16 protein-coding genes and 3 pseudogenes are annotated in these 18092 nt (G+C 69.4%); 5 read left to right on the top strand and 14 right to left on the bottom strand.

Annotated elements, in window-relative coordinates:
- Window positions 1–383: 383 nt before the first annotated feature.
- Window positions 384–914 (top strand): annotated as a pseudogene (locus ABZ567_RS20515) (DUF4394 domain-containing protein); the annotation flags it as partial.
- 838 nt (window positions 915–1752) lie between these two features.
- Here ABZ567_RS20515 and ABZ567_RS20520 read toward each other — a convergent pair.
- The 7 genes from ABZ567_RS20520 to ABZ567_RS20550 form a co-directional block, all read right to left on the bottom strand.
- Window positions 1753–2190: a hypothetical protein gene (locus ABZ567_RS20520; RefSeq protein WP_360791883.1), complete on the bottom strand. Its 438-nt coding sequence runs from the start codon at window positions 2188–2190 to the stop codon at window positions 1753–1755.
- 39 nt (window positions 2191–2229) lie between these two features.
- Window positions 2230–2631 carry a cupredoxin domain-containing protein gene (locus tag ABZ567_RS20525; RefSeq protein ID WP_360791886.1) on the bottom strand — a complete coding sequence of 134 codons (402 nt, stop codon included), beginning with the start codon at window positions 2629–2631 and terminating at the stop codon, window positions 2230–2232.
- A gap of 127 nt (window positions 2632–2758) precedes the next feature.
- On the bottom strand, window positions 2759–3583 hold the full coding sequence (locus ABZ567_RS20530) for a ferritin-like domain-containing protein (protein ID WP_360791888.1): 825 nt from the start codon (window positions 3581–3583) through the stop codon (window positions 2759–2761).
- Window positions 3580–4365, bottom strand: a complete 786-nt coding sequence (locus tag ABZ567_RS20535) for a ferritin-like domain-containing protein (protein ID WP_360791891.1) — start codon at window positions 4363–4365, stop codon at window positions 3580–3582. Before ABZ567_RS20535 ends, ABZ567_RS20530 begins: the two co-directional genes overlap by 4 nt.
- 120 nt (window positions 4366–4485) lie before the next feature.
- Window positions 4486–6135 carry a sulfite exporter TauE/SafE family protein gene (locus ABZ567_RS20540; protein WP_360791893.1) on the bottom strand — a complete coding sequence of 550 codons (1650 nt, stop codon included), beginning with the start codon at window positions 6133–6135 and terminating at the stop codon, window positions 4486–4488.
- Window positions 6132–7412, bottom strand: a complete 1281-nt coding sequence (locus ABZ567_RS20545; RefSeq protein WP_360791896.1) for a tetratricopeptide repeat protein — start codon at window positions 7410–7412, stop codon at window positions 6132–6134. The genes ABZ567_RS20540 and ABZ567_RS20545 overlap by 4 nt, the downstream gene beginning before the upstream one ends.
- A gap of 148 nt (window positions 7413–7560) precedes the next feature.
- Complete coding sequence (locus tag ABZ567_RS20550) at window positions 7561–9129, bottom strand: DUF4331 domain-containing protein (protein WP_360791899.1); 1569 nt, start codon at window positions 9127–9129, stop codon at window positions 7561–7563.
- Window positions 9130–9667: 538 nt separating this feature from the next.
- Between ABZ567_RS20550 and ABZ567_RS20555 the strand changes: the two genes are divergently transcribed.
- The 4 genes and pseudogenes from ABZ567_RS20555 (at window position 9668) to ABZ567_RS20570 (ending at window position 12527) form a co-directional block, all read left to right on the top strand.
- Entirely contained in the window at window positions 9668–9811 is a 144-nt protein-coding gene (locus tag ABZ567_RS20555) for a hypothetical protein (protein WP_360791901.1), read from the top strand.
- A gap of 194 nt (window positions 9812–10005) precedes the next feature.
- Complete coding sequence (locus tag ABZ567_RS20560) at window positions 10006–10230, top strand: chaplin (RefSeq protein WP_360791904.1); 225 nt, start codon at window positions 10006–10008, stop codon at window positions 10228–10230.
- 314 nt (window positions 10231–10544) lie between these two features.
- Window positions 10545–11822: pseudogene (locus ABZ567_RS20565) on the top strand (molybdopterin-dependent oxidoreductase).
- Between the two features lie 57 nt (window positions 11823–11879).
- Window positions 11880–12527: a fasciclin domain-containing protein gene (locus ABZ567_RS20570; protein ID WP_360791907.1), complete on the top strand. Its 648-nt coding sequence runs from the start codon at window positions 11880–11882 to the stop codon at window positions 12525–12527.
- Window positions 12528–12661: 134 nt separating this feature from the next.
- Here ABZ567_RS20570 and ABZ567_RS20575 read toward each other — a convergent pair whose 3' ends face one another.
- The 7 genes and pseudogenes from ABZ567_RS20575 to ABZ567_RS20605 form a co-directional block, all read right to left on the bottom strand.
- Complete coding sequence (locus ABZ567_RS20575; protein ID WP_360791910.1) at window positions 12662–13420, bottom strand: anti-sigma factor; 759 nt, start codon at window positions 13418–13420, stop codon at window positions 12662–12664.
- Window positions 13417–14001, bottom strand: a complete 585-nt coding sequence (sigK, locus tag ABZ567_RS20580; protein WP_360791913.1) for an ECF RNA polymerase sigma factor SigK — start codon at window positions 13999–14001, stop codon at window positions 13417–13419. Before sigK ends, ABZ567_RS20575 begins: the two co-directional genes overlap by 4 nt.
- A 278-nt stretch (window positions 14002–14279) precedes the next feature.
- Window positions 14280–14948, bottom strand: a pseudogene (locus tag ABZ567_RS20585) (hypothetical protein); the annotation flags it as partial.
- Window positions 14949–15240: 292 nt separating this feature from the next.
- Window positions 15241–16095, bottom strand: a complete 855-nt coding sequence (locus ABZ567_RS20590) for a helix-turn-helix transcriptional regulator (protein WP_360792320.1) — start codon at window positions 16093–16095, stop codon at window positions 15241–15243.
- Between the two features lie 97 nt (window positions 16096–16192).
- On the bottom strand, window positions 16193–16669 hold the full coding sequence (locus tag ABZ567_RS20595; RefSeq protein ID WP_360791916.1) for an ATP-binding protein: 477 nt from the start codon (window positions 16667–16669) through the stop codon (window positions 16193–16195).
- Window positions 16670–16827: 158 nt separating this feature from the next.
- Window positions 16828–17547 (bottom strand): cation transporter, encoded by a 720-nt coding sequence (locus tag ABZ567_RS20600; protein ID WP_360791919.1) that lies wholly within the window; start codon window positions 17545–17547, stop codon window positions 16828–16830.
- The gene (locus tag ABZ567_RS20605) at window positions 17547–17882 is read right to left on the bottom strand and encodes a metalloregulator ArsR/SmtB family transcription factor (RefSeq protein ID WP_360791921.1); all 336 of its coding nucleotides are present in this window, start codon (window positions 17880–17882) and stop codon (window positions 17547–17549) included. Before ABZ567_RS20605 ends, ABZ567_RS20600 begins: the two co-directional genes overlap by 1 nt.
- Window positions 17883–18092 lie beyond the last annotated feature (210 nt).

An 18092-nucleotide genomic window follows, 5' to 3' on the forward strand; every position in this document is an offset into this window, starting at 1 on the left:
GACCCGCCGCAGGAGTGCGGCATGGACACCCTCCCAACAGCACGACCCTCCCCCCGGTCACAGAAGTTAGGCCGAATGGTCGTCTGTCCTCCCCTGCCGCCAATCCGGCGCCGCGGGCCCCAGCACCCGGCGCGACGGAGGTCCTGGCGGCCTGGTCGGCGTGCGGCTGATGTTCCGTGTAGTACCGCAGGGCACGGCGGATGCCGTCGCGCGGACGAGTACATGCGGTGCCGGAACAAAGCGGCTGGCCTGGTCACGCGGTGAGGGTCGCCACGACCGCCCGGACAGGCGGCGGCTTCCCTCGAACGCCCGCCTGCGGTGGCCCGGCGTGACCGAAGGGCCGACGCTCGTCACAGCACGCGTCCGGTCGGATGCGTGAGTCCGACACCAAGCTGGTCGGAATCGACTTCCGCGTCCAGAACGGCAAGCTGTACGGCGTCGGCGACCGAGGAGGCATCTACACCCTCGACAAGAACGCCAGGGCCGTGAAGGTTTCCCGGCTCACCGTCGCGCTCTCCGGCTGGTACTTCGGCGTCGACTTCAACCCCGCGGCCAACCGCCTGCGTGTCATCAGCGACACGGGCCAGAACCTGCGTCCCAACATCGACGACCCCGCCGCGCCGCTCGCTGTTCGACATCGACACCACCAACGACCGCGTCTCACTGCAGTCGCCCGCCAACGCCGGCACACTCGCCCCCACCGGCAACCTCGGAGTCAACGCCGGACCCTCGGCCGGCTTCGACATCTACTACTCCCCCGCAAGGGCACGAACCACGGATTCGCCGCCCTCAAGACCGGCGGCAGCCACCGCTTCTACAAGGTGGACGTCCTCACCGGACAGGCCCAGCTCATCGGCACGTTCCCCGCATCCCGCCGGGTCACCGACATCGCCCTCCCCCTCGACCAGAACTGACCACAACCCGCCGAGCAGCCCGAGCCCTGTCGCCCGGCGGCAGGTCGCGGACGGCGAGCATGTCGACGACGGCAGCGGCTGTCAGGCGGCCCTCCGGTTGGGGAGAGCAGGCAGGAGTCAGCTGCGGCCTGTACTCGAGAAACAGGCACGGCCGGAGCGCGGCGCCTTAACGTCGTGGGTGGGAATTCCGGCCCGTTCGGGCTAGCGCCACGCGTTCCGTACGTGAACCGCTCATAGCGTGGGGTGACGTCTGCAGGACGCTGGCTGAGGAGGTCTTCTGATGAGCAGTCGCAGCGCGGTCGCCGGTATAGCCCTGGCCATCACCCCTATCGTCCCCTTGTCCGGTGTCACGCTCAGGATCTCGATCACTGAGACTTCCGCTCCCAGGAAGACGCCCAGGCGGAATTCAACCGAGACACGAGTGACCCGAACCGGCTCGACGAAGACCAGGGCCCCGATGACGGCATCGCCTGCGAAGCACTGCCCAGGCGCACCAGCACGGACCCCGTGCAGCCGGTGGGCCGAGCGCCACCACTGTCCAGCCGGGGATTCCAAGTGCCACCGTCGTCCAGCCAGCGGCTCCCGTCGTTCCGAGCCGTGGCACCCGGGCCGGAATCGGAGGAGCATCCCGCCCCACGGATCTGCATACGGGCATAGGTCTTACCCTGGCCGTCGGAGCCGTCGTGGCGGGCAGCTACCTCGCCGTACGGCGCCTGAGCCGCGGAGCAAAACAGGCGTGATCGTCAGTCGTGCGGCCAGCCCGTCGAGGCGAGGATCGGTCGGCTGACTGAATGGCCGTGAGAGCTTCGATGGTGGCGACCACGAAGAGCGGTACAGGTCAGGCGAGGTGCCGTCTGCGTCGTCGGGTGAGGAGAAGGACCGAGGTGGCGATGAGGGCGACCACTTGGGCGATGACGACGATGTTCTTGTCGGTGAACCAGGCTGGTTCGTACATGTTGGGCAGGGGGCCGAGTTCACCGACGTCGACGTAGCGGTAGAGCAGGAGTGCGGCGAGTCCGCCTGCTGCCACGGTCCAGGCGAAGACGTCTGCCAGAGCATGGCGCCAGACGAGGACCAGCAGCGCCGCAAGGGCGGCGATGGCGGCTTCGATTCTGAAGAGGGTGCCCTGGCTGATGGTGGCGCTGACCGCGTCGTAGCGTTCGGCGAGGTGAGCGTGGAGGTAGGCGTCGACTGCCAGGCCGGTTGCGGCCAGTCCGCGGGCGACTGCGCGAAGCTTCCGGTGTGCGGTGTCCGGCCGAGTCGGATCGTGGGGCATGGGGCTGCTCCGGCGTGAGGGGTCTCGTGGCCGTGCGGGTCAGCGGACGGTGAGGGTGCCCCTCATGGACTGGTGGATGTCACAGAGGTAGCGGTACGTGCCGGCGGTGGGCGGTGCGGTGAAGGTGGCGGTCTTGCCGCCTTCGATGGTGCTGGTGTCGAAGGCGTTGGCGGCTTCGGCCGTCACGGTGTGCGGGGTCGAGTCCTCGTTCACCACGGACACCTTGGTTCCTGGTGCGACGGTGAGGTCGGCCGGTTCGAAGCGGAAGTCCTTGATGACGATGCGTGCTTCCTGGGCTGCCGTGGCTGACGTGGCTGGTGACGAGGGGGAGGTGGGGGCGGACCCGCCGGAGTCGGAGCAGCTGACGAGGGGGATGAGCATGCACAGCAGGGTGATCGTCAGGGCAACGTGCGGCCTGCGGATGCGGGGTCGGGTGAGCAAGGGATTCTCCTGGGGGTGCTGTGCTGGGCGTTGAGGCCCGAGTGCCGGGGGCGCCAGGTGATGCGTGCCGGCCCCCGGCACTCGGGTGATCACGCCGGTCCGCGGGTCTGCCGGGTGCCTGTGGAGCTCAGACGGTGAGGAGGTCGGGGCTGGCGGCCTTGTCGGTCCTGATGAAGTCGTCGGGCACCGGGTACTGGCCGAGGATGAAGTGGAGGATCGCGGCGTGCATCGCCTCGACGGGGGCGATGGTTGCCGCCGTGTTGACACCGCCGATGTCCTTCACGTTGAACGTGGCGAAGACGTACGTCTCGGTCGCCTGGTCCTCCAGTTGGAGCGCCAGCTTCGCCACCCCGGGGACGTCCTTGACCTGGCCCAGTGCCTTGACGACGTCGTCGTGGTTGGAGAGCGGGACCCCGGTGATCTTCGGCTTGCCGGCCCCCGTAAGGACCGCGTTCCACGCTTCGGCGTGGTCCTGGTGCTGGCTCATGGCGGTCTGGGCGAAGGTGGCGACGGCCGGAGGTACGGTGCCGAGCTTGCCGGCCTTGGCCGCGGCGAGGGCGGCCTGGTACGCGGCGACGGCCTGGTTCTCCAGTGCCGCGGCCAGGGCGACGACCTTCAGATCCCCGGTGTAGGTGCCTGCGGACGGTGAACCCGACGGGCTGGGGGCCGCGGCCCTGATGTCGGAGCTGCCGCCTCCGCAGGCGGCCAGGGTCAGCATGGCCGCGCCCGCGCCGGCGCCGATCAGGAAGTTCCGGCGCCCCAGGGACGGGGGCTGCTCCTGATCGGCCTGCGGACCGGTCCGCCTGAGGTCGAACACGCCCTGGACCATGTCGCGTGCCGAGGCCTGCATGACCGGCAGGGTCGCTTCGTGGGCGTCGCGCATCTCTCCGGTCAGGCGGGAGAGTTCACCTTCGCTGATGGGCAGCTCCCAGCCGTCCTTGTGGTTGCTCATTTCACGGCCCCTTCGCTGACCGGGGAGGCGTTCTTGGTCGGGTAGAAGGCATCGGGGAACCCGACCTTCCCGGCGGCCGCCGGAAGCTTGGCGACATCGGTGGGGATGGCGATCAGCTCGGGCATGTCCGCGGCCAGCAGTGCCTGCACGGCCAGCAGTGTGGCCCGGTGCTGGGCTTCGACCGGGGCGACGGAGGCGAAGAGCTGCCGCAGGTTGCGGTCCTCGACCTGCCCGATGTTCTTGGTGTAGGTCTGCGCCGCGACGTCTTCAAGGGTGATGGCCAGTTCCACGACGTCCGCCGGGGTCTTGATCGTCGGGAGCTTCTCCTTGACGATCGCCGCGTACTTGGGGTCGGGCGCGTTCTGGGCCTTGCCGCCGGCCTTGGTGGCTGCCGCGTTGAACGCCTTGGCGTGCGCGGTGTGCTGCTCGGTGGTCTTGGTGATGAACGCGACGACCGTCTTGTTGCCGTTCTTGATGAACGGCAGCCCGGCCGCGGTCCGGTAGACGTTCACGGCCAGGTTCTCCAGTGACGCGGCGGTCTGCAGCGCCATGATGTCGTTGCTGGTCGCGGCCGTCGCGCGTGCCGCCCCGAGCAGCGTGGCGGCGCCTGCCGCGCCGAGCACCGTGGTGCGGCGCTGCCACCAGCGGCGACGCCCGGGCTCGGCGGACTCCGTGAAGTCCGTCAGCGCCGTGCGCGTGACGCGCAGTGCGTCGCTGTTGAGGTCTTGTGACTGCTCGGTCAGCTCCCTCAGCAGTCTGGTGTCGATGTGTTCTGTGCCCATCAGGTCCTGCCTCTCTGCCGTGCTGGTCGGCACGGGCGTCGATGTGTTACTTCGGCACATGCGGCCCGAAGGTCGAGTGGTGTCGCGCGAACGGCCCACACCGGCCGCGGCTCCGGTGGGTCACCACGGGCCCATGGCGGCGCGCGCGGTGAGACCGAGGCCCACTGCGAGGACAAGGGCCGAGGTGCCCACGGGCGCGTAGCGGGCCAGGCTTCGTACCCGCTTCCAGCGGTCGGCCGCGGCGGCCTTCAGTCCGGCTTCGACGCGGTCGCGCAACCGTACGAGGAGCAGTCCTGCGAGGGTGAGGGTGGCTGCCATCCCGAGGCCGTAGGCGAGGACGAGCAGGACGCCGAAAGCGGTACGGCCCAGTGCGATGGCGCCGAGCAGGACGACGAGAGCGGAAGGACTCGGTACCAGTCCCCCGGCGACCCCCATCCCGATCAGACCGCCCCGAGTCGTCCGCGCGGGCTCCGGCTCGGGGGCGTGAGAATGATCGTGCGCGTGGGCGTGTGCGTGCTCGTCATCCTGCCTGGTCAGCAGCGCGACGGGGCTGCCCTGGTCGTTCTCGGTGTGGGGGCGGCGGCTGTCGGGGACCACAGGCGCGGGGTCGTGTTCGCCATGGTGGTGGCCGTGGTGATGATGGTGGTGGTGTCCGTGGCTGTGGCTGTGGCTGTGGCCGTGATGGTGATGCCCGTGACCGTGGTGATGGCCGGTGTTCTTGTGGGAGAGGGCGGAGCGCAGGAGCCACAGACCGATGCCAGTGACCAGCAGGCCGCTGGTGATGCCGAGCCAGGTCAGGATGGTCTCACCGGCCAGGTGGGTGGCCAGGGGAAGGGCGAGGCCGAGGATGAGGACCCCGCCGGTGTGGGTGAGGGTGACCGTCGCGCCGACGGTGACCGCGTCCCTCGGCGTTCCGCGACGGCCGGCGAGGTAGGCGGCCATGAGTGTCTTCCCGTGACCGGGCAGAGCCGCGTGGGAAGCTCCGAGCACGATGGCCAGGACGAGAGCAAGCAGCCCGACCGGGACGGTCAGCTCCCGCGAGCCGACGACGGATTCGAAGGTCGAGGAGATCTTGCCCAGGACCGTGCCGAGGGGACCGGCGCCGTCAGTCGCACTCCGAGTGACGGCGATCGGCCCGTCGTTGCCGGGTGCGGTGCGGAGCGTCGCTGTCCGCTGTTCCAAGGGAGTGGCCAGCGGATCCTCGGGGTAGCGGCGCAGTTCGTCGGTCGATGACCTGGCGGGCACGTCCGCGTCGAGGAGTTGCACGCCGTCGCCGCGGGCGGTGATCTCCTGCCAGCCGATGCGTCGGGTGTCGTAGGAGGTGCGCAGCTCGACGTGTGCCGGGGCGCGCAGGTCGGCCGGGGCGGTCAGGGTGCACTGGAGCCTGCTGGTCTTCAGCCCGGCCTCACCTGGATGGTGGGTCAGGGCGGCGGCCGTGACCGGTGCCCAGCGAAGTGGCACGCCGTCGGCGGTCGCGTGCAGCTGCGTGGCGAGGGTGGCACAGCTCTTGCGTGCGTACGCCGCGGACTCCTGGGTGGCGATCTTGCCGTCACGGTCGCTGTCGATGGCAGGGAGCTCCTGCATGGCGGCGATCTCGGCCCGGTCGATGACCAGGCGGACGTCGACGCGGTCCGGGTGGAGTACGAGTCCGGTGTGGTGGTTGACGGTGAAGTTGCCCAGCGGGTGCGCGGAGGCCACGGGCGTGCCGATGGCGGCGATGAGGAGGGCCGTTGACGCGCCGGCGGTCGCGCGCAGGAGGGTCGGGATCATGCGGTGTCGTCGATTCTGCTGAGCGTGCTGCGGGCTTCGGGGGCATGCAGAGGATGGAAGTGCGGGTCGATGGAGAGTGCGCGTCGGAGGTCGTCCCGGGCTTGTGCGGTGTGGCCGAGCGCCTGGTGGATCATTCCGCGGTGGTAGTGGAAGAGGGCACTGCGTGTGCCGAGGGCGAGGGCCTGATCGGCGTGCTCCAGCGCGTCGGTGTCGCGGCCGGCGCGGTGCAGGGCCCATGCGTAGGCGTCGTGGACGGCGATGAACGGCCTTCCCGTCAGTGCCGTGTCGGCCATCGAGACGGCCTCGCGTGCATCGCCGTGGTCGGCTTCGAACAAGATGGCGTCGATGTCGGCCGGGCCCCCGTTCGCAGCGCGAATGGCCTCCTGGGCGCGCAGGATCGCGTACTGGGCCTGGGCTTGCTCCGGCCGCCGGAGTGACTGCTGGAGTTCACCCAGGCCGAGCAGGTAGTGCGGCAGGGGAGCGATCGCGATGGCAGAGGTGTAGTCGTTGACGGCCTTCTCCGTGTTGCCCAGTGCCGTGTGGGCGCGGGCGCGGGCCTCCAGGAGGGCGCTGTCCCGTGGGGCTTCCCCCAGCCCGGCCTCCGCCTGCTCGACCGCTGTGCGCGGGTCACCGTTCTCCAGGGCGAGGAGCGCCAGATGCGTACGGGCGAACGACCTCTCGTCCGTGGTCGCCGCCGCCTTGAGTGAGCGAGTCATCAGCTCGCGGGCCCGGCGCTGGTCGCCCCGCAGCTCCCAGGTGTAGGAGGCGCGGGCGTAGGAGGCGGTGTCCGGCCGCAGGTCGACCATGCGCTGTACGGTCCGGTACGACTCCTCGTACCGGCCCAGCTGGGTGTAGGCGTCGGCCAGTACGCCGTGGGCGGTCGGGCTGTACGGGTTGGACGCCGTTGCCTTCTCGGCCCAGTCGAGCGCTTCTGCGAAGTCGTGACGCCCGGCGGCGAGCGCGCCCATGGCCGTCTCTGCCTGGTGGTTGCCGGACGGCTGGAGCTTCAGGGATCTCCGCAGGGCGTTCTCCGCCCGGTCGTAGGTGGCCGGGTCGGCGGTGGCACGGGCCTGCTGGACGTACGCCATTCCCAGCACGGCCCACCCGCCCGGGTCCTTCGGAAGCCGGCGCACGCGTTCCTGGAGCGCTGCGACGGTCCCCCGCCCGGCGGCGGCACTCTGCGGAGAGTTCTCGGTCAGGCCGGTCGGCGAGGGCCCGGTCGGAGCAAGTCCTACGGCTCCGACGGCGAACATGACCGCCCCGAGAGCGAGGGTCACCGCCGTACTGCGCAGGTGTCTGCGCCTGCGAGGTGGTTCGGGGGCGCGGGTGTTCTGGCCGGGCACTGATCCTCCGGTCGTGCGGGGGCGGGGCGACGGGCGCCTTGGTGGGGCGCGGCAGCCGCCGCGCCCCACCAGGGCACATGTGTCAGGCGGTGCGGCGGCGACGCCAGGCGCGGTAACCGCCCACGCCGAGCAGCAGCGCGCCCAGCGCGCCGAAGGCGGACGCCTGGGCCGGCTTCAGCGAGGACTGCTTGACACCGTTCCCGCCGCCGGAACGGTTGACGTTCTTGGTGTGCGGCAGAGCCACGTACGGGAACGACGACCCGAAGGCGACCTCGTTGGCGTTGACCTTGTCGCCCTCCGCCAGGGCGGGGACGAGCTGCCCGGTCTGGGCCGCGCCTTCGACGGCCTGCAGCGAGATGTCGATGACGTCGTCGGCCAGGCGTCGGCCGTTGGGGAAGCCGCCCAGGTCACCGGCGAGGACGCCGAGGCGGTTGGGCCGGGCGGTGGGCGGCACGGCCATGTTGAGGCGCAGTTCCTCGGCCGGGACGATCTGCCTCAGGTCGGCGTCCTGGTTGAGGCGGTGCGCGTTCAGGTCGGCCTTGATCGGGCCGCACGCCTTGCAGATGCCGGTGAGGTAGATCTCGGCGAGGTCGTTGCGCGGGGTGGCCGGTGCGGGGATGCCGTAGATCTGCTGGATGAGCTTGGGCAGGATCGGGTCGTAGACCTTGTCGACGACCGGCTGGACGGTGCGGTCCTGGTCGGGCGAGATGGAGTTGAAGGCGTCCTTGAACTGCAGCGGGACGACGACCTCGTTGACGAGCGGGTTGCCGAGGCGGGAGACCTGGCGGTACCCGTCCTTGGTCTTGGCCTTGGGGCCGCTGCCGGTGACGTCGGCGCCTCGGCGCTCGGTGGTCGACCAGATGCCGATGACCGGGTTGCGGGTGGCGTTGCCGCGCAGGGCCAGATCCTTCTTGGGGATCTGCAGGGCGACGGTGTTGACGTTGTACCCGGCGAGGGTGTCCTGGCCTCGCTTGCTCAGGTCGCCGCCGTACAGGAGGTCGAAGACCCGCAGGTCGGCGAAGAACGGGTCCTCGGTCTGCCCTGCGAACGCCTTGCCGCCGCCCTGCACGCCGAGCACGGCCTGGTTGCGCAGGGTGCCGTAGTTCGGCATCGACGCCTCGCCCGTGCGCGAGGGCGCGACGGGGGCGTTCCGCAGCAGGGTACGGGTCTGACCGCGCTCGTCGGTGACGGTGAGGTCGTAGAACTGGCGGAAGTTCAGGTCCGGGTCGTTCAGCGACGTGACCTGGCCGGTGTTGTACAGGAACTGGTTGGCCGCGTCGCGGATCTCGTTGCGGAACTTCCAGGTGTAGGTGACGTCCGGCCGCCCGTCGCCCGTGTTGTCGATCTTGATGGTGTAGCAGGCGTCGTCGGCGAACGGGTAGAAGTTCGGCCCGCCGTTGGGCTCCTCGAACGGGATCCAGTTCGCGACGAGAGTCACGGTGTCGCTGCGGTCGGGGCTGGTGAACGCGTACACGTCGGTGTTGTCCGCGCGCGGGTCACCGGCGATCAGGGGAGCCTCGCGGTGGCTGGAGGCGACGCTGGTGCTCGGGGCGAGGGTGAGCACCGCCAGGCCGGTGGCCAGAGCGCCGGCGCCCAGGACGAGGAGCGACTGGTCGACGACGCGCTTACCGGGCCTCTTGGAACGGGACATCTACGGCTGGTCCTTTCGGCTACGAACCCACCCGGCCCCCGCCGGATGCGCGGCGGAAAGCGGGGGTTCAGCACGTGTGGGGGTGGTGACCGAGCGAGGCGGCCGGCCTGGCGAAGGGATGCCGGACGGGCCGCCGCGTGGATCACCACGCGCAGGCTGCGTAAGCCGTAGAAAAGCATGAGCGCAGCGTCACCATCACGGTCGGAAAATCACCACACAGCGTGGTGGGACTGGAGGGATTCCCGTAAAGGCGCAGGTGAAAGTGCGTCAGCCCCCGGCAAATCGGTCCGGAAAAGAGGTCGACACGAAAAGCCGCAATTACGCCACTCGGGCACCCGAGCCCCTTAATGCGAACTATGCGCAATAAAGCACGTAACGGTCAGCGGGCAAGATCCTGAGGGCTTCCGCAGCCCTGCGAACGGGCGCGGCTCCGATCGGTTGTGCGCGGTTCCATCGGGCAAGGGGTGCCGCGTCCTGCCCATCCACGAGGGCGGTCGCGACGAATGACGGGTGACAGACGTCGAATGTGGTGAGTGGGATGACCGACGAAGAGTTCCTTCGCCTCCTACAGGAGGCGAAGGAGGAAGCCCGCAAGAACTTGTTGCCGCCCGTGACGGCCGAGGGCGAGTCGCTCTACGAGGTGCTCGGGCGGCACGCCGAATGGGGCGCGGCGGCCCACTGAGCGCGGTGGTGGGCGGACGGCTGGCCACGGCCCGTGCGCCGAGACTGCTGGTCCCTTCGAGTGAATGCGATCTCCTCGCCCAAGCCGGGCCGCCCCCACGGCCGAATCAGATGCGCAGACCTCGTCGGGGTCCGTGCGGCGCCGATGCGCCGGTCAGTGAGAGAACGAGGAGTTGTGCGATGTCCCGTGGATGGATGAGTGCCGGTCTGGCCCTGGCGGCTGGAGCGGCGGTGATCGGCGGCGCGTCGGCCGCTTCGGCGGACAGCTGGGCCGGGGGTGTGGCGGCGTACTCGCCGGGTGCCGGGTCGGGAAACCTGATCCAGGTGCCCGTGCATGTTCCCGTCAACGCGTGCGGCAACACGGTGTCGGTCATCGGTCTGCTGAACCCGACGTTCGGCAACGTCTGCGTGAACTACTGAGGATGAACGACGCCGGCTCCTTCCGCTGAGACTCGGGGACGGAAAGAAACCGGAAGGCCCGGGTGAAGGACCAGACATCGCGGTGACGGGCAGGGGTCAGGGCGTGGGGCCGGAGCGCCCCCGTCCCGTGCTCACACCTGGAGATTCCTCTTGCGATCGCCAGGCGGGGTTCAGGGGCTTTCGTCAACGTTCTCGCCGGAGATCCGAAATTCGGGTACGGGACCAATCCGTCAGGCCGGCGGCTGCGAATTCCGTTCGTGAGCATCAACAAGGCGGTTCTGGGGCGGGGCGCATCCGCGGCGCTCGCCGGGCTCATGTCCGGCTATGCGGCGCTGGCGTTGGCGGAACTGATCGCCGCGTGGGTCCGTCCTGAGGCCGGGCCCGTGACGGCGGTCGGGGCGCGGTCATCGACCGCGTCCCCGACCGGTGTCAAGGACTGGGCCATCCGCAACTTCGGCACCAACGACAAGCTGGTCCTCCAGGCCGGGATCCTGGTGGTGATCGCCCTGCTTGCGATGGCCCTGGGGGTACTCGCTCTGCGAATGCGCCGCGCGGGGGCCGCAGGTGTGGTCCTCTTCGGTGTCGTCGGAGCGGTCGCCGCACTGAACCGGCCCGACTCCGCCTCGCTCACCGACGCCCTGCCCTCGCTCGCCGGCGGCGTGGCTGGTGGTGCGCTGCTGTACTTCCTCAGTGGCCTGCTGGTCGCCCGGACCGAGCACGAGGCGACCGCAGTGGGAAAGGGCGGTTGGAATCGCCGCCGGTTCCTCCTGGCGGCCGGTGCCGCTGCCGCCGCGGGTACGGGTGCCGGTCTGGTGGGCCGGGCCTTGAGCTCGTCCCGCAGCGGCGACGCGGTCGCCTCCCGGGCTGCAGTGACGCCGCCTCGCCCCTCGTCCCCGGCTCCTGCCGTTCCTCGTGGCGCGGCGTTGCGCGTGCCCGGGATCAGCGCGTTCGTCACGCCCAACAAGGACTTCTACCGGGTGGACACCGCCCTGGTCGTCCCGAAGGTGTCGGCGGATTCCTGGCGCCTGCGGATCCACGGGCGGGGTGTAACGCCGGGAGTTGGAGATCTCCATCGAGGAGTTGCTCTCCCGGGAGCTCATCGAGCGCGACGTCACGCTGACCTGCGTCTCCAACGAGGTCGGCGGCCCGTACGTGGGGAACGCCAGGTGGCTCGGAGTCCGGCTCGCGGACCTTCTCACCGAGGCGGGCGTCCGGCCCCCGTCCCAGGGCGGACCGGCTGATCAGCTCGTCGCCCGCTCGGTCGACGGCATGACGCTCGGCACCCCGGTCGAGGACGTCATGGACGGCCGCGACGCCATGCTCGCGGTCGGGATGAACGGCGAACCGCTCCCCTTCATCCACGGATTCCCGGTGCGCATGCTCGTCCCCGGTCTCTACGGCTACGTCTCGGCGTGCACGTGGATCGAGGACATCGAGCTCACCACGTTCGACGTCCTGGAAGGCCGCACCCGGCACCCACACCCTCACCGTCCGGGCCACCGACCGCACCGGCGAGACACAGACCGAACGGCACACGCACGATCCCGGACGGTGCCAGCGGCTGGCACTCCGTCGTCGTCACCGCCGAATAGACCACCGCTCCCCTCTCCCATTCCTTATACAGAAATTCTTCGAAGGAGATCCCTCTCATGAACGCTCTTCGTTTCCGCCGCGCGGCTGTCGCCGTGGCTGCCGCGTCCGTCCTTCCCTTCTCGCTCGCCGCCTGCTCGGACTCCGGCAATGACGCCGCCTCCAACGAGACCAGCAGCGGGGCACCCGCGACCCAGGACGACTCCCCCAGCGCGGACGCCGACATGGCAGCGGACAAGCCGTTCGGTCCCGCCTGCGCAGGCGTACCCAAGGAGGGCGCCGGCTCCTTCGACGGCATGGCGAAGGACCCCGTCGCCACGGCCGCCTCGAACAACCCTGCGCTGTCCACGCTGGTCGCCGCCGTCAAGCAGGCCGGCCTGGTGGACACCCTCAACAACGCGCAGAACATCACCGTCTTCGCACCCACCAACGACGCCTTCGCCAAGATCCCCAAGACCGACCTGGACAAGGTCCTCGCCGACAAGGCCACGCTGACGAAGATCCTCACCTACCACGTCGTGGGGCAGAAGCTGACGCCGAAGCAGCTGGAGAACGGCTCCTTCGAGACCCTGCAGAAGGGGATGGTCACCACCAAGGGCTCAGGCGAGGACTACACCGTCAACGACTCCTCCAAGGTCGTCTGCGGCAACGTCCCCACGGCCAACGCCACCGTCTACATCGTCGACACCGTCCTCATGCCCAAGTAGGCACGACACACCGCGCACACGCCGAGCCGTGCGACCTCCCGAAACAGGGCAGTCGCATGGCTCGGCGTGTGCGCGGCGACAGCTGCCGCTCGCGGAGCGACGGCACGACCCAAGCGTCCTGCCGCCCTCCTGCCTCACGTGGTGGGGAAGGAGGTGAGGGCGAGCGGCGCGCTGGTGGGCTGGGGGGATCCACCGGCCGGTTCCAGGGTGATGCCCATCCCCCTCGCCTTGGCCACCGGCCCGTCGAGAAGGGTCACTGTGGTGGTCCGGTCGGGTTCGATCAGACCGGCCGGGCGCATGGTGCCCCGGTCGTCGAACCACAGCTGGTACACCTTGCCGGCGGGCGGTTCGGCAAGGCCCGTCGCGGTGAACACCGCCTGGTCGCGGCTCTTGGACACCGCCACGGTGCCGGTGGCCCGCTCCGGCAGTCGCATCACCGCGAGCTGGGCGTCGGGAGCGGACAGAACAGCGGCCACGGCGTCCGCCGCCTGCTGGACGCGCTGGGTGTCCCGTTCCGCGTCGCGGGCCGCATTCGTCTGCACGGCTGCGGTTCCACCGAGGATCACCGCGGAAGCGATGCTCGCGGCCAGGGCCCATATCAGGCCCGCCCGTCCGGCTCCTTTGCGCTTCTGCCGCGGCACAGGCGCTCCGGGTACCGTGGGCGGCACCTGGCGTACGAGAGGGATCTGCCGCATGACGTCGTCGTGCAGGGATTCGGGGGCGGGCGCCGACACCGCGAGCGCGAGCCGCGCCGCCGTCTCGGACAGCTCTCGTACTTCCTGGACGCACGAGGCGCAGCCGGTCAGGTGCCGTTCGAACGCCTCACGTTCTGCGTCGTTGAGCGCGTCGAGCGCGTAGGCACCGGAGAGCATGTGCAGGTCGTCCGGGTTCATGCCGTCACCCCCAGGCAGTCGCGCAGCTTCATCAGGCCGTCGCGCAGACGGGACTTGATCGTGCCCAGCGGCTGTGCGAGCCGTTCGGCGACCTCCCGATAGGTGAGACCCCGGTAGTAGGCGAGCGTCACCGACTGCCGCTGCAGTTCACTCAGCCCCCGCAGACAGGACCTCACGGCCTCACGCTCGAACCGCGCCTCGACCTCCTCGACCACCTCGTCGAACTCGGTCTTCCTGTCGAGGAGTGCCACGCGTGCCTCACGCGAGGATGCCGCCTGTTCCGAGCGGACACGGTCGACCGCCCGGCGATGAGCCATGGTGAGCACCCACGCGAACACCGACCCACGGCCGGGATCGTAACGAGGTGCCGTCCGCCATACCTCCACCAGAACCTCCTGAGCGACCTCCTCCGACATGGCGCGGTCCCGCAGGACACGGCTGACCATGCCGAAGACCGGATCCGACACTGCCTGGAAGACCCCGGTAAACGCCTCCTGGTCGCCCTCCGCCACCTTCTTCATCAGCGACGGCAGGTCGGCCTCTAGCTCGGGGGTCCTGTCACTGCGGACGTTGTCTGTCACGGAAGTGATTCTCCAGCACCGCCCGCCTACGACCCTCATTCGGAGCGGCAAGCCGCCCGGTTTGGTCCCCGTGAGGACAAAGGCACGCAAACCGTAAACCTCGCCGACAGGGGCACCTGGAGTAGCAACGGAGAGTACACAAACGGGTGCAAGGCGAAGTCTTCGGCGGAGATGGTGACGGCCTCGGTGTCGAGCGGACACCGAGGCCGTCGTGATGACGGAATGGCTGTGGTCCTAGGGCAGGGGGAGCCACCTTTTGAAGGAGGCTAGTTCTTGCCCATGGAGCCGCCGCTGTGGCCTTCGATCGTGCCGCAGCTGGCGGGGGCGGTGGCTTCCTGGGGCAGCTTGGGGTCGAGTTCGCTCTTGCCCTTGCCGAAGTCGTACATGCCGTTGCCGTTGGGGTCGATTCCGTGCTGGACGACGTGCAGGTAGGTGATGTTGTCGGCGACGGCCTGGGAGACGGCGATGGTACGCGAGTAGGAGAGGTTGCCGTTCTTGTCCGCGACCGGCATCCGGTCGACGGCCAGGCCGCTGGCCTTGGTCGTGTCGCCCTTGGTGGTCAGGGAGATGTTGATGTCTCCGTAGGCCGGCAGTCCCTCGGTGGTGGTGACGACGCCGTCGCCGTTCTTGTCGGCACTGGCGTCGGGGCAGGTGAAGTCGTGTCCGGTGGTGGAGCCGTGGATGTGCTGGGCGTGGGGCTGGCCGGGGACCAGGCCCTGAGCGTCGATCTTCACGGTGAGCTGGCGGCCGTCCAGGCTGAGCTGTGCGGTTCCTCGGGCTCCGGAGTCGTTCAGCTGCCGCAGATCGACCTTGTAGCTCTGGGCTTGCCGCGCCTGCGAGCCTCCGCTGTTTCCGTCGTGGGCGAGGGCCGGGGCTGCCATGGCGAGCCCGAGAGCCGCGGGGAGGGCCACGAGGGCGGTGATACGGGTTGAGCGCTTGACTGTCATCGCGATGCATCCCCTTCCGGGGAGATTTCACCGGCATGAGGCCGGATCGCATTCGGACATTCGTCCCTTTCACCCTCTATTCGGAGTGATGGCAGTAGAAGGATTGGTAACAGGTGGGACTGCTGTGATGTGAGAGAGGAGCGGGCCAGGAGGTACCGGTCCCACCTGAGAGGCGCCCAAAACCAGACGCCCGGCGGGCAGCTCGGCCAGGGGCAGCCGGGCGCGTGGGGCTGTCCGGCCCGATTCTGAGGGAAGGCGACTTCGCCGGGGAAGTGGCTTTTCAAGCGGGTGCTCATGAGGGGTAGAGCTTGATGGTCTCGGTGATGAGGTGCCGGGTGGGGTCCGGGCTGAGGGCCTGGGTCTGGAGGTGCGCGTACAACCGGCTGTACTGCTGCACGTCGACCGGCCTTTCCAGGCAGAGGCCGCTGGTGAACCTCTCCAGATACACCACCGCCTTGGGGCTGTCGGGGAACCGCAGGAGGCAGAACTGCCCCGACAGGCCCGGATGAGCGCCCGCCGTGTGCGGGAGGACCTGCACCGTGATGTGCGGTTCGGTGCTCAGGGCGTGCAGGTGCTCCAGTTGCTCGCGCATGATCTCCCGGCTGCCGACGACGCGCCGCAGGGCTGACTCGTCCAGGACGACCCACAGACGAAGGCGGGGAGTGGGGTCGTAGATCCTGTGCTGACGGCGAAGCCGCACCTTCAGGCGCGCGGCGGCTTGTCCGACCGTGACCAGGGGGATCGTTTCCTCGATGACCGCGGCCGCGTAAGCGGGAGTCTGCAGAAGTCCGGGGATCACCATCGGCTCGAAGGCATGGATGGAGGCGGCGTCCGCCTCCAGGTCCACATAGACGCTGTGGGGGATGTCGCCGTAGGAGTGCCACCAGCCCTGCCGGCCCGATTCCCTGGCCAGCGCCGTCAGGGAGTCGACGACATGCTGGTCGGTGACACCGTAGAGCCTGCACAGGTCGCGTACGTCGCGGGGACTGACCGCACGGCGGCCGGTCTCCATGTGACTGACCTTGGCCTGCGAGATCAGCAGTCGCGCCGCTACCTGCGTACCGGTCATGCCACTGTCCATACGGAGCCGGCGCAGCTCCGCTCCCAGTCGCCGCCCCCTGACCGTGGGGTTGTTGTCCGACGTCATCCGCCTGATGATCACGTACCGGGCCGTCGGATTCGGCAGCGACACAAGCGGATTGTGACCGTGCCATTTGTTGATCACCACCCCCTGGCGGGGTCTGTCACGGCTGGTGGCCGAGGACGTCCCCGCCGGGGTCGTCGGCCAGCGTGATCGCCGTGGTGATGCGTTTGCCCACAGGCTCGCGGTGGACCGCGAAGCTCTGGGAGACGGCCATGACGATCTCCAGCCCGTGCTGGCCGATCCGGGTGGGGTCGGGTGCGAGGATCGCCGGCGGTGTCGGGTTGCTGTCCCACACGCTCACCTCGACCTGCCCGCCCCCGTGGACCTCCAGGGTCAGCAGGCACGGCCCGGGTGCGTACTTCCGGGCATTGGTCACCAGCTCACTCACCACCAGCTGCACCGTGCCCATCACCCGCCCGGACACCGGCAGGCCGTACACGGCCTGCACGTCAGTGAGAAAGCCACGGGCCAGGGCACGCGCACCGCCGATGTCCTCACTGCCCTCGAACACCCCGGACACCGAGAAGACATCCCCCCGCAGCAACCGCATGCGCTCGCCGCCGGCCATCTGTTCCATTTGTCCGCCCCTGTCCGTTCCACCAGCTCCGGACCCTCGCTTACCCCCGCATCCTCCGCACAAACTCCCCACTGACCGGCCGATACAGCATTCCCGCCACTGGCCCTGTCCATGAGAGTTCCGACAGCAGCCGGGCCTTCGGCGTGGGCTGATCAAGCTCACCCACAGCAGTCGCAGCCGGGGCGGCAACCACACGCGTCTACCGGTGCCTGAGCGGACGAGCCTGCAGAAACGGGAGCTGCGCAGCATCCCTTGCCCTGCCAGGCGTCGCGGCCTTCCTTGACGGCGATGGCGGCGATGACGAGGGCGGCGATGGGATCGGCCCAGGACCAGCCGAGGGTGGCGTTGAGGATCAGGCCGACCAAGAGCACGGCGGACAGATAGGTGCACAGCAGGGTCTGCTTGGAGTCGGCGACCGCGCTGGCGGAGCCGAGTTCGCGTCCGGCTCGGCGCTGGGCCGTGGACAGGAACGGCATGACCGCGAGGGAGAGGGCGGCGATGACGATGCCGGGGAAGGAGCGTTCGGCCTCACCGGGGCCGGTCAACGCGCGGATAGCGTCGATGCCGACGAACGCGGCGAGCGCGAAGAACGACACCGCGATGATCCGCAGCGTCCGTTTCTCCCGCGCCTCTCGGGTGGCGTGGTCGGAGGCGGAGAACTGCCAGGCGACCGCGGCGGCGGAGGAAACCTCGATGACGGAGTCGAGTCCGAAGCCGATCAGCGCGGTGGAGGAGGCGATCGTCCCGGCGGTGATCGCGACGACGGCTTCGATGACGTTGTAGGTGATGGTGGCCGCGACCAGCAGCCGTATCCGCCTGGCGAGGACGTCGCGGCGGGCCGGGGAGGGGCCTATGCCGATGGATATCTCGGCGGTCATCAGCAGCAGCCCTTCTGCTCCGCGTCCGCACACGTCTTGTCGGCTTCGACGGCGACCACGGCGGTGCGCAGGTCGTCCAGCGCGTGACCGAGGCGCTCGTCGGCGAGCTCGTAGCGGGTGCGCCGGCCCACCGGCACCGCGACGACAAGACCGCAGTCGCGCAGGCACGCCAGGTGGTTCGACAGCCGGGTGCGGGAGATCTCCAGGGCGTCGGCCAGGTCGGCGGGGTGGGCCGGTGCCTCACGCAGGGCGAGGAGAATCCGGCAGCGGATCGGGTCGGCGAGGGCGCGGCCGAACCGCGCCAGCACCTCGATGTCAGCAGCGAGAGTCAGCACACCCACGACAGTACATGAAAGGCTGAATTCACCAAAGGCTGGAACGTCGAAGTCCCTGCCGCCTGCACAACGGTCCAACTTCGACGACAATCGGTCCAGGTCCCTTGTCACAGGACAGCGTGGCCTGGTGTCGCTCGCCAGTCCGGGTGTCAGAGGGCCGGGGTGGCGGCCGCCTCCAGGCGGATCCAGGCGTTCGTAGAGGGCGCGGAC

Origin of the sequence: Streptomyces sp. NPDC016459, from assembly GCF_040632845.1 — a bacterium.
In the GTDB taxonomy this organism is placed as follows: domain Bacteria; phylum Actinomycetota; class Actinomycetes; order Streptomycetales; family Streptomycetaceae; genus Streptomyces.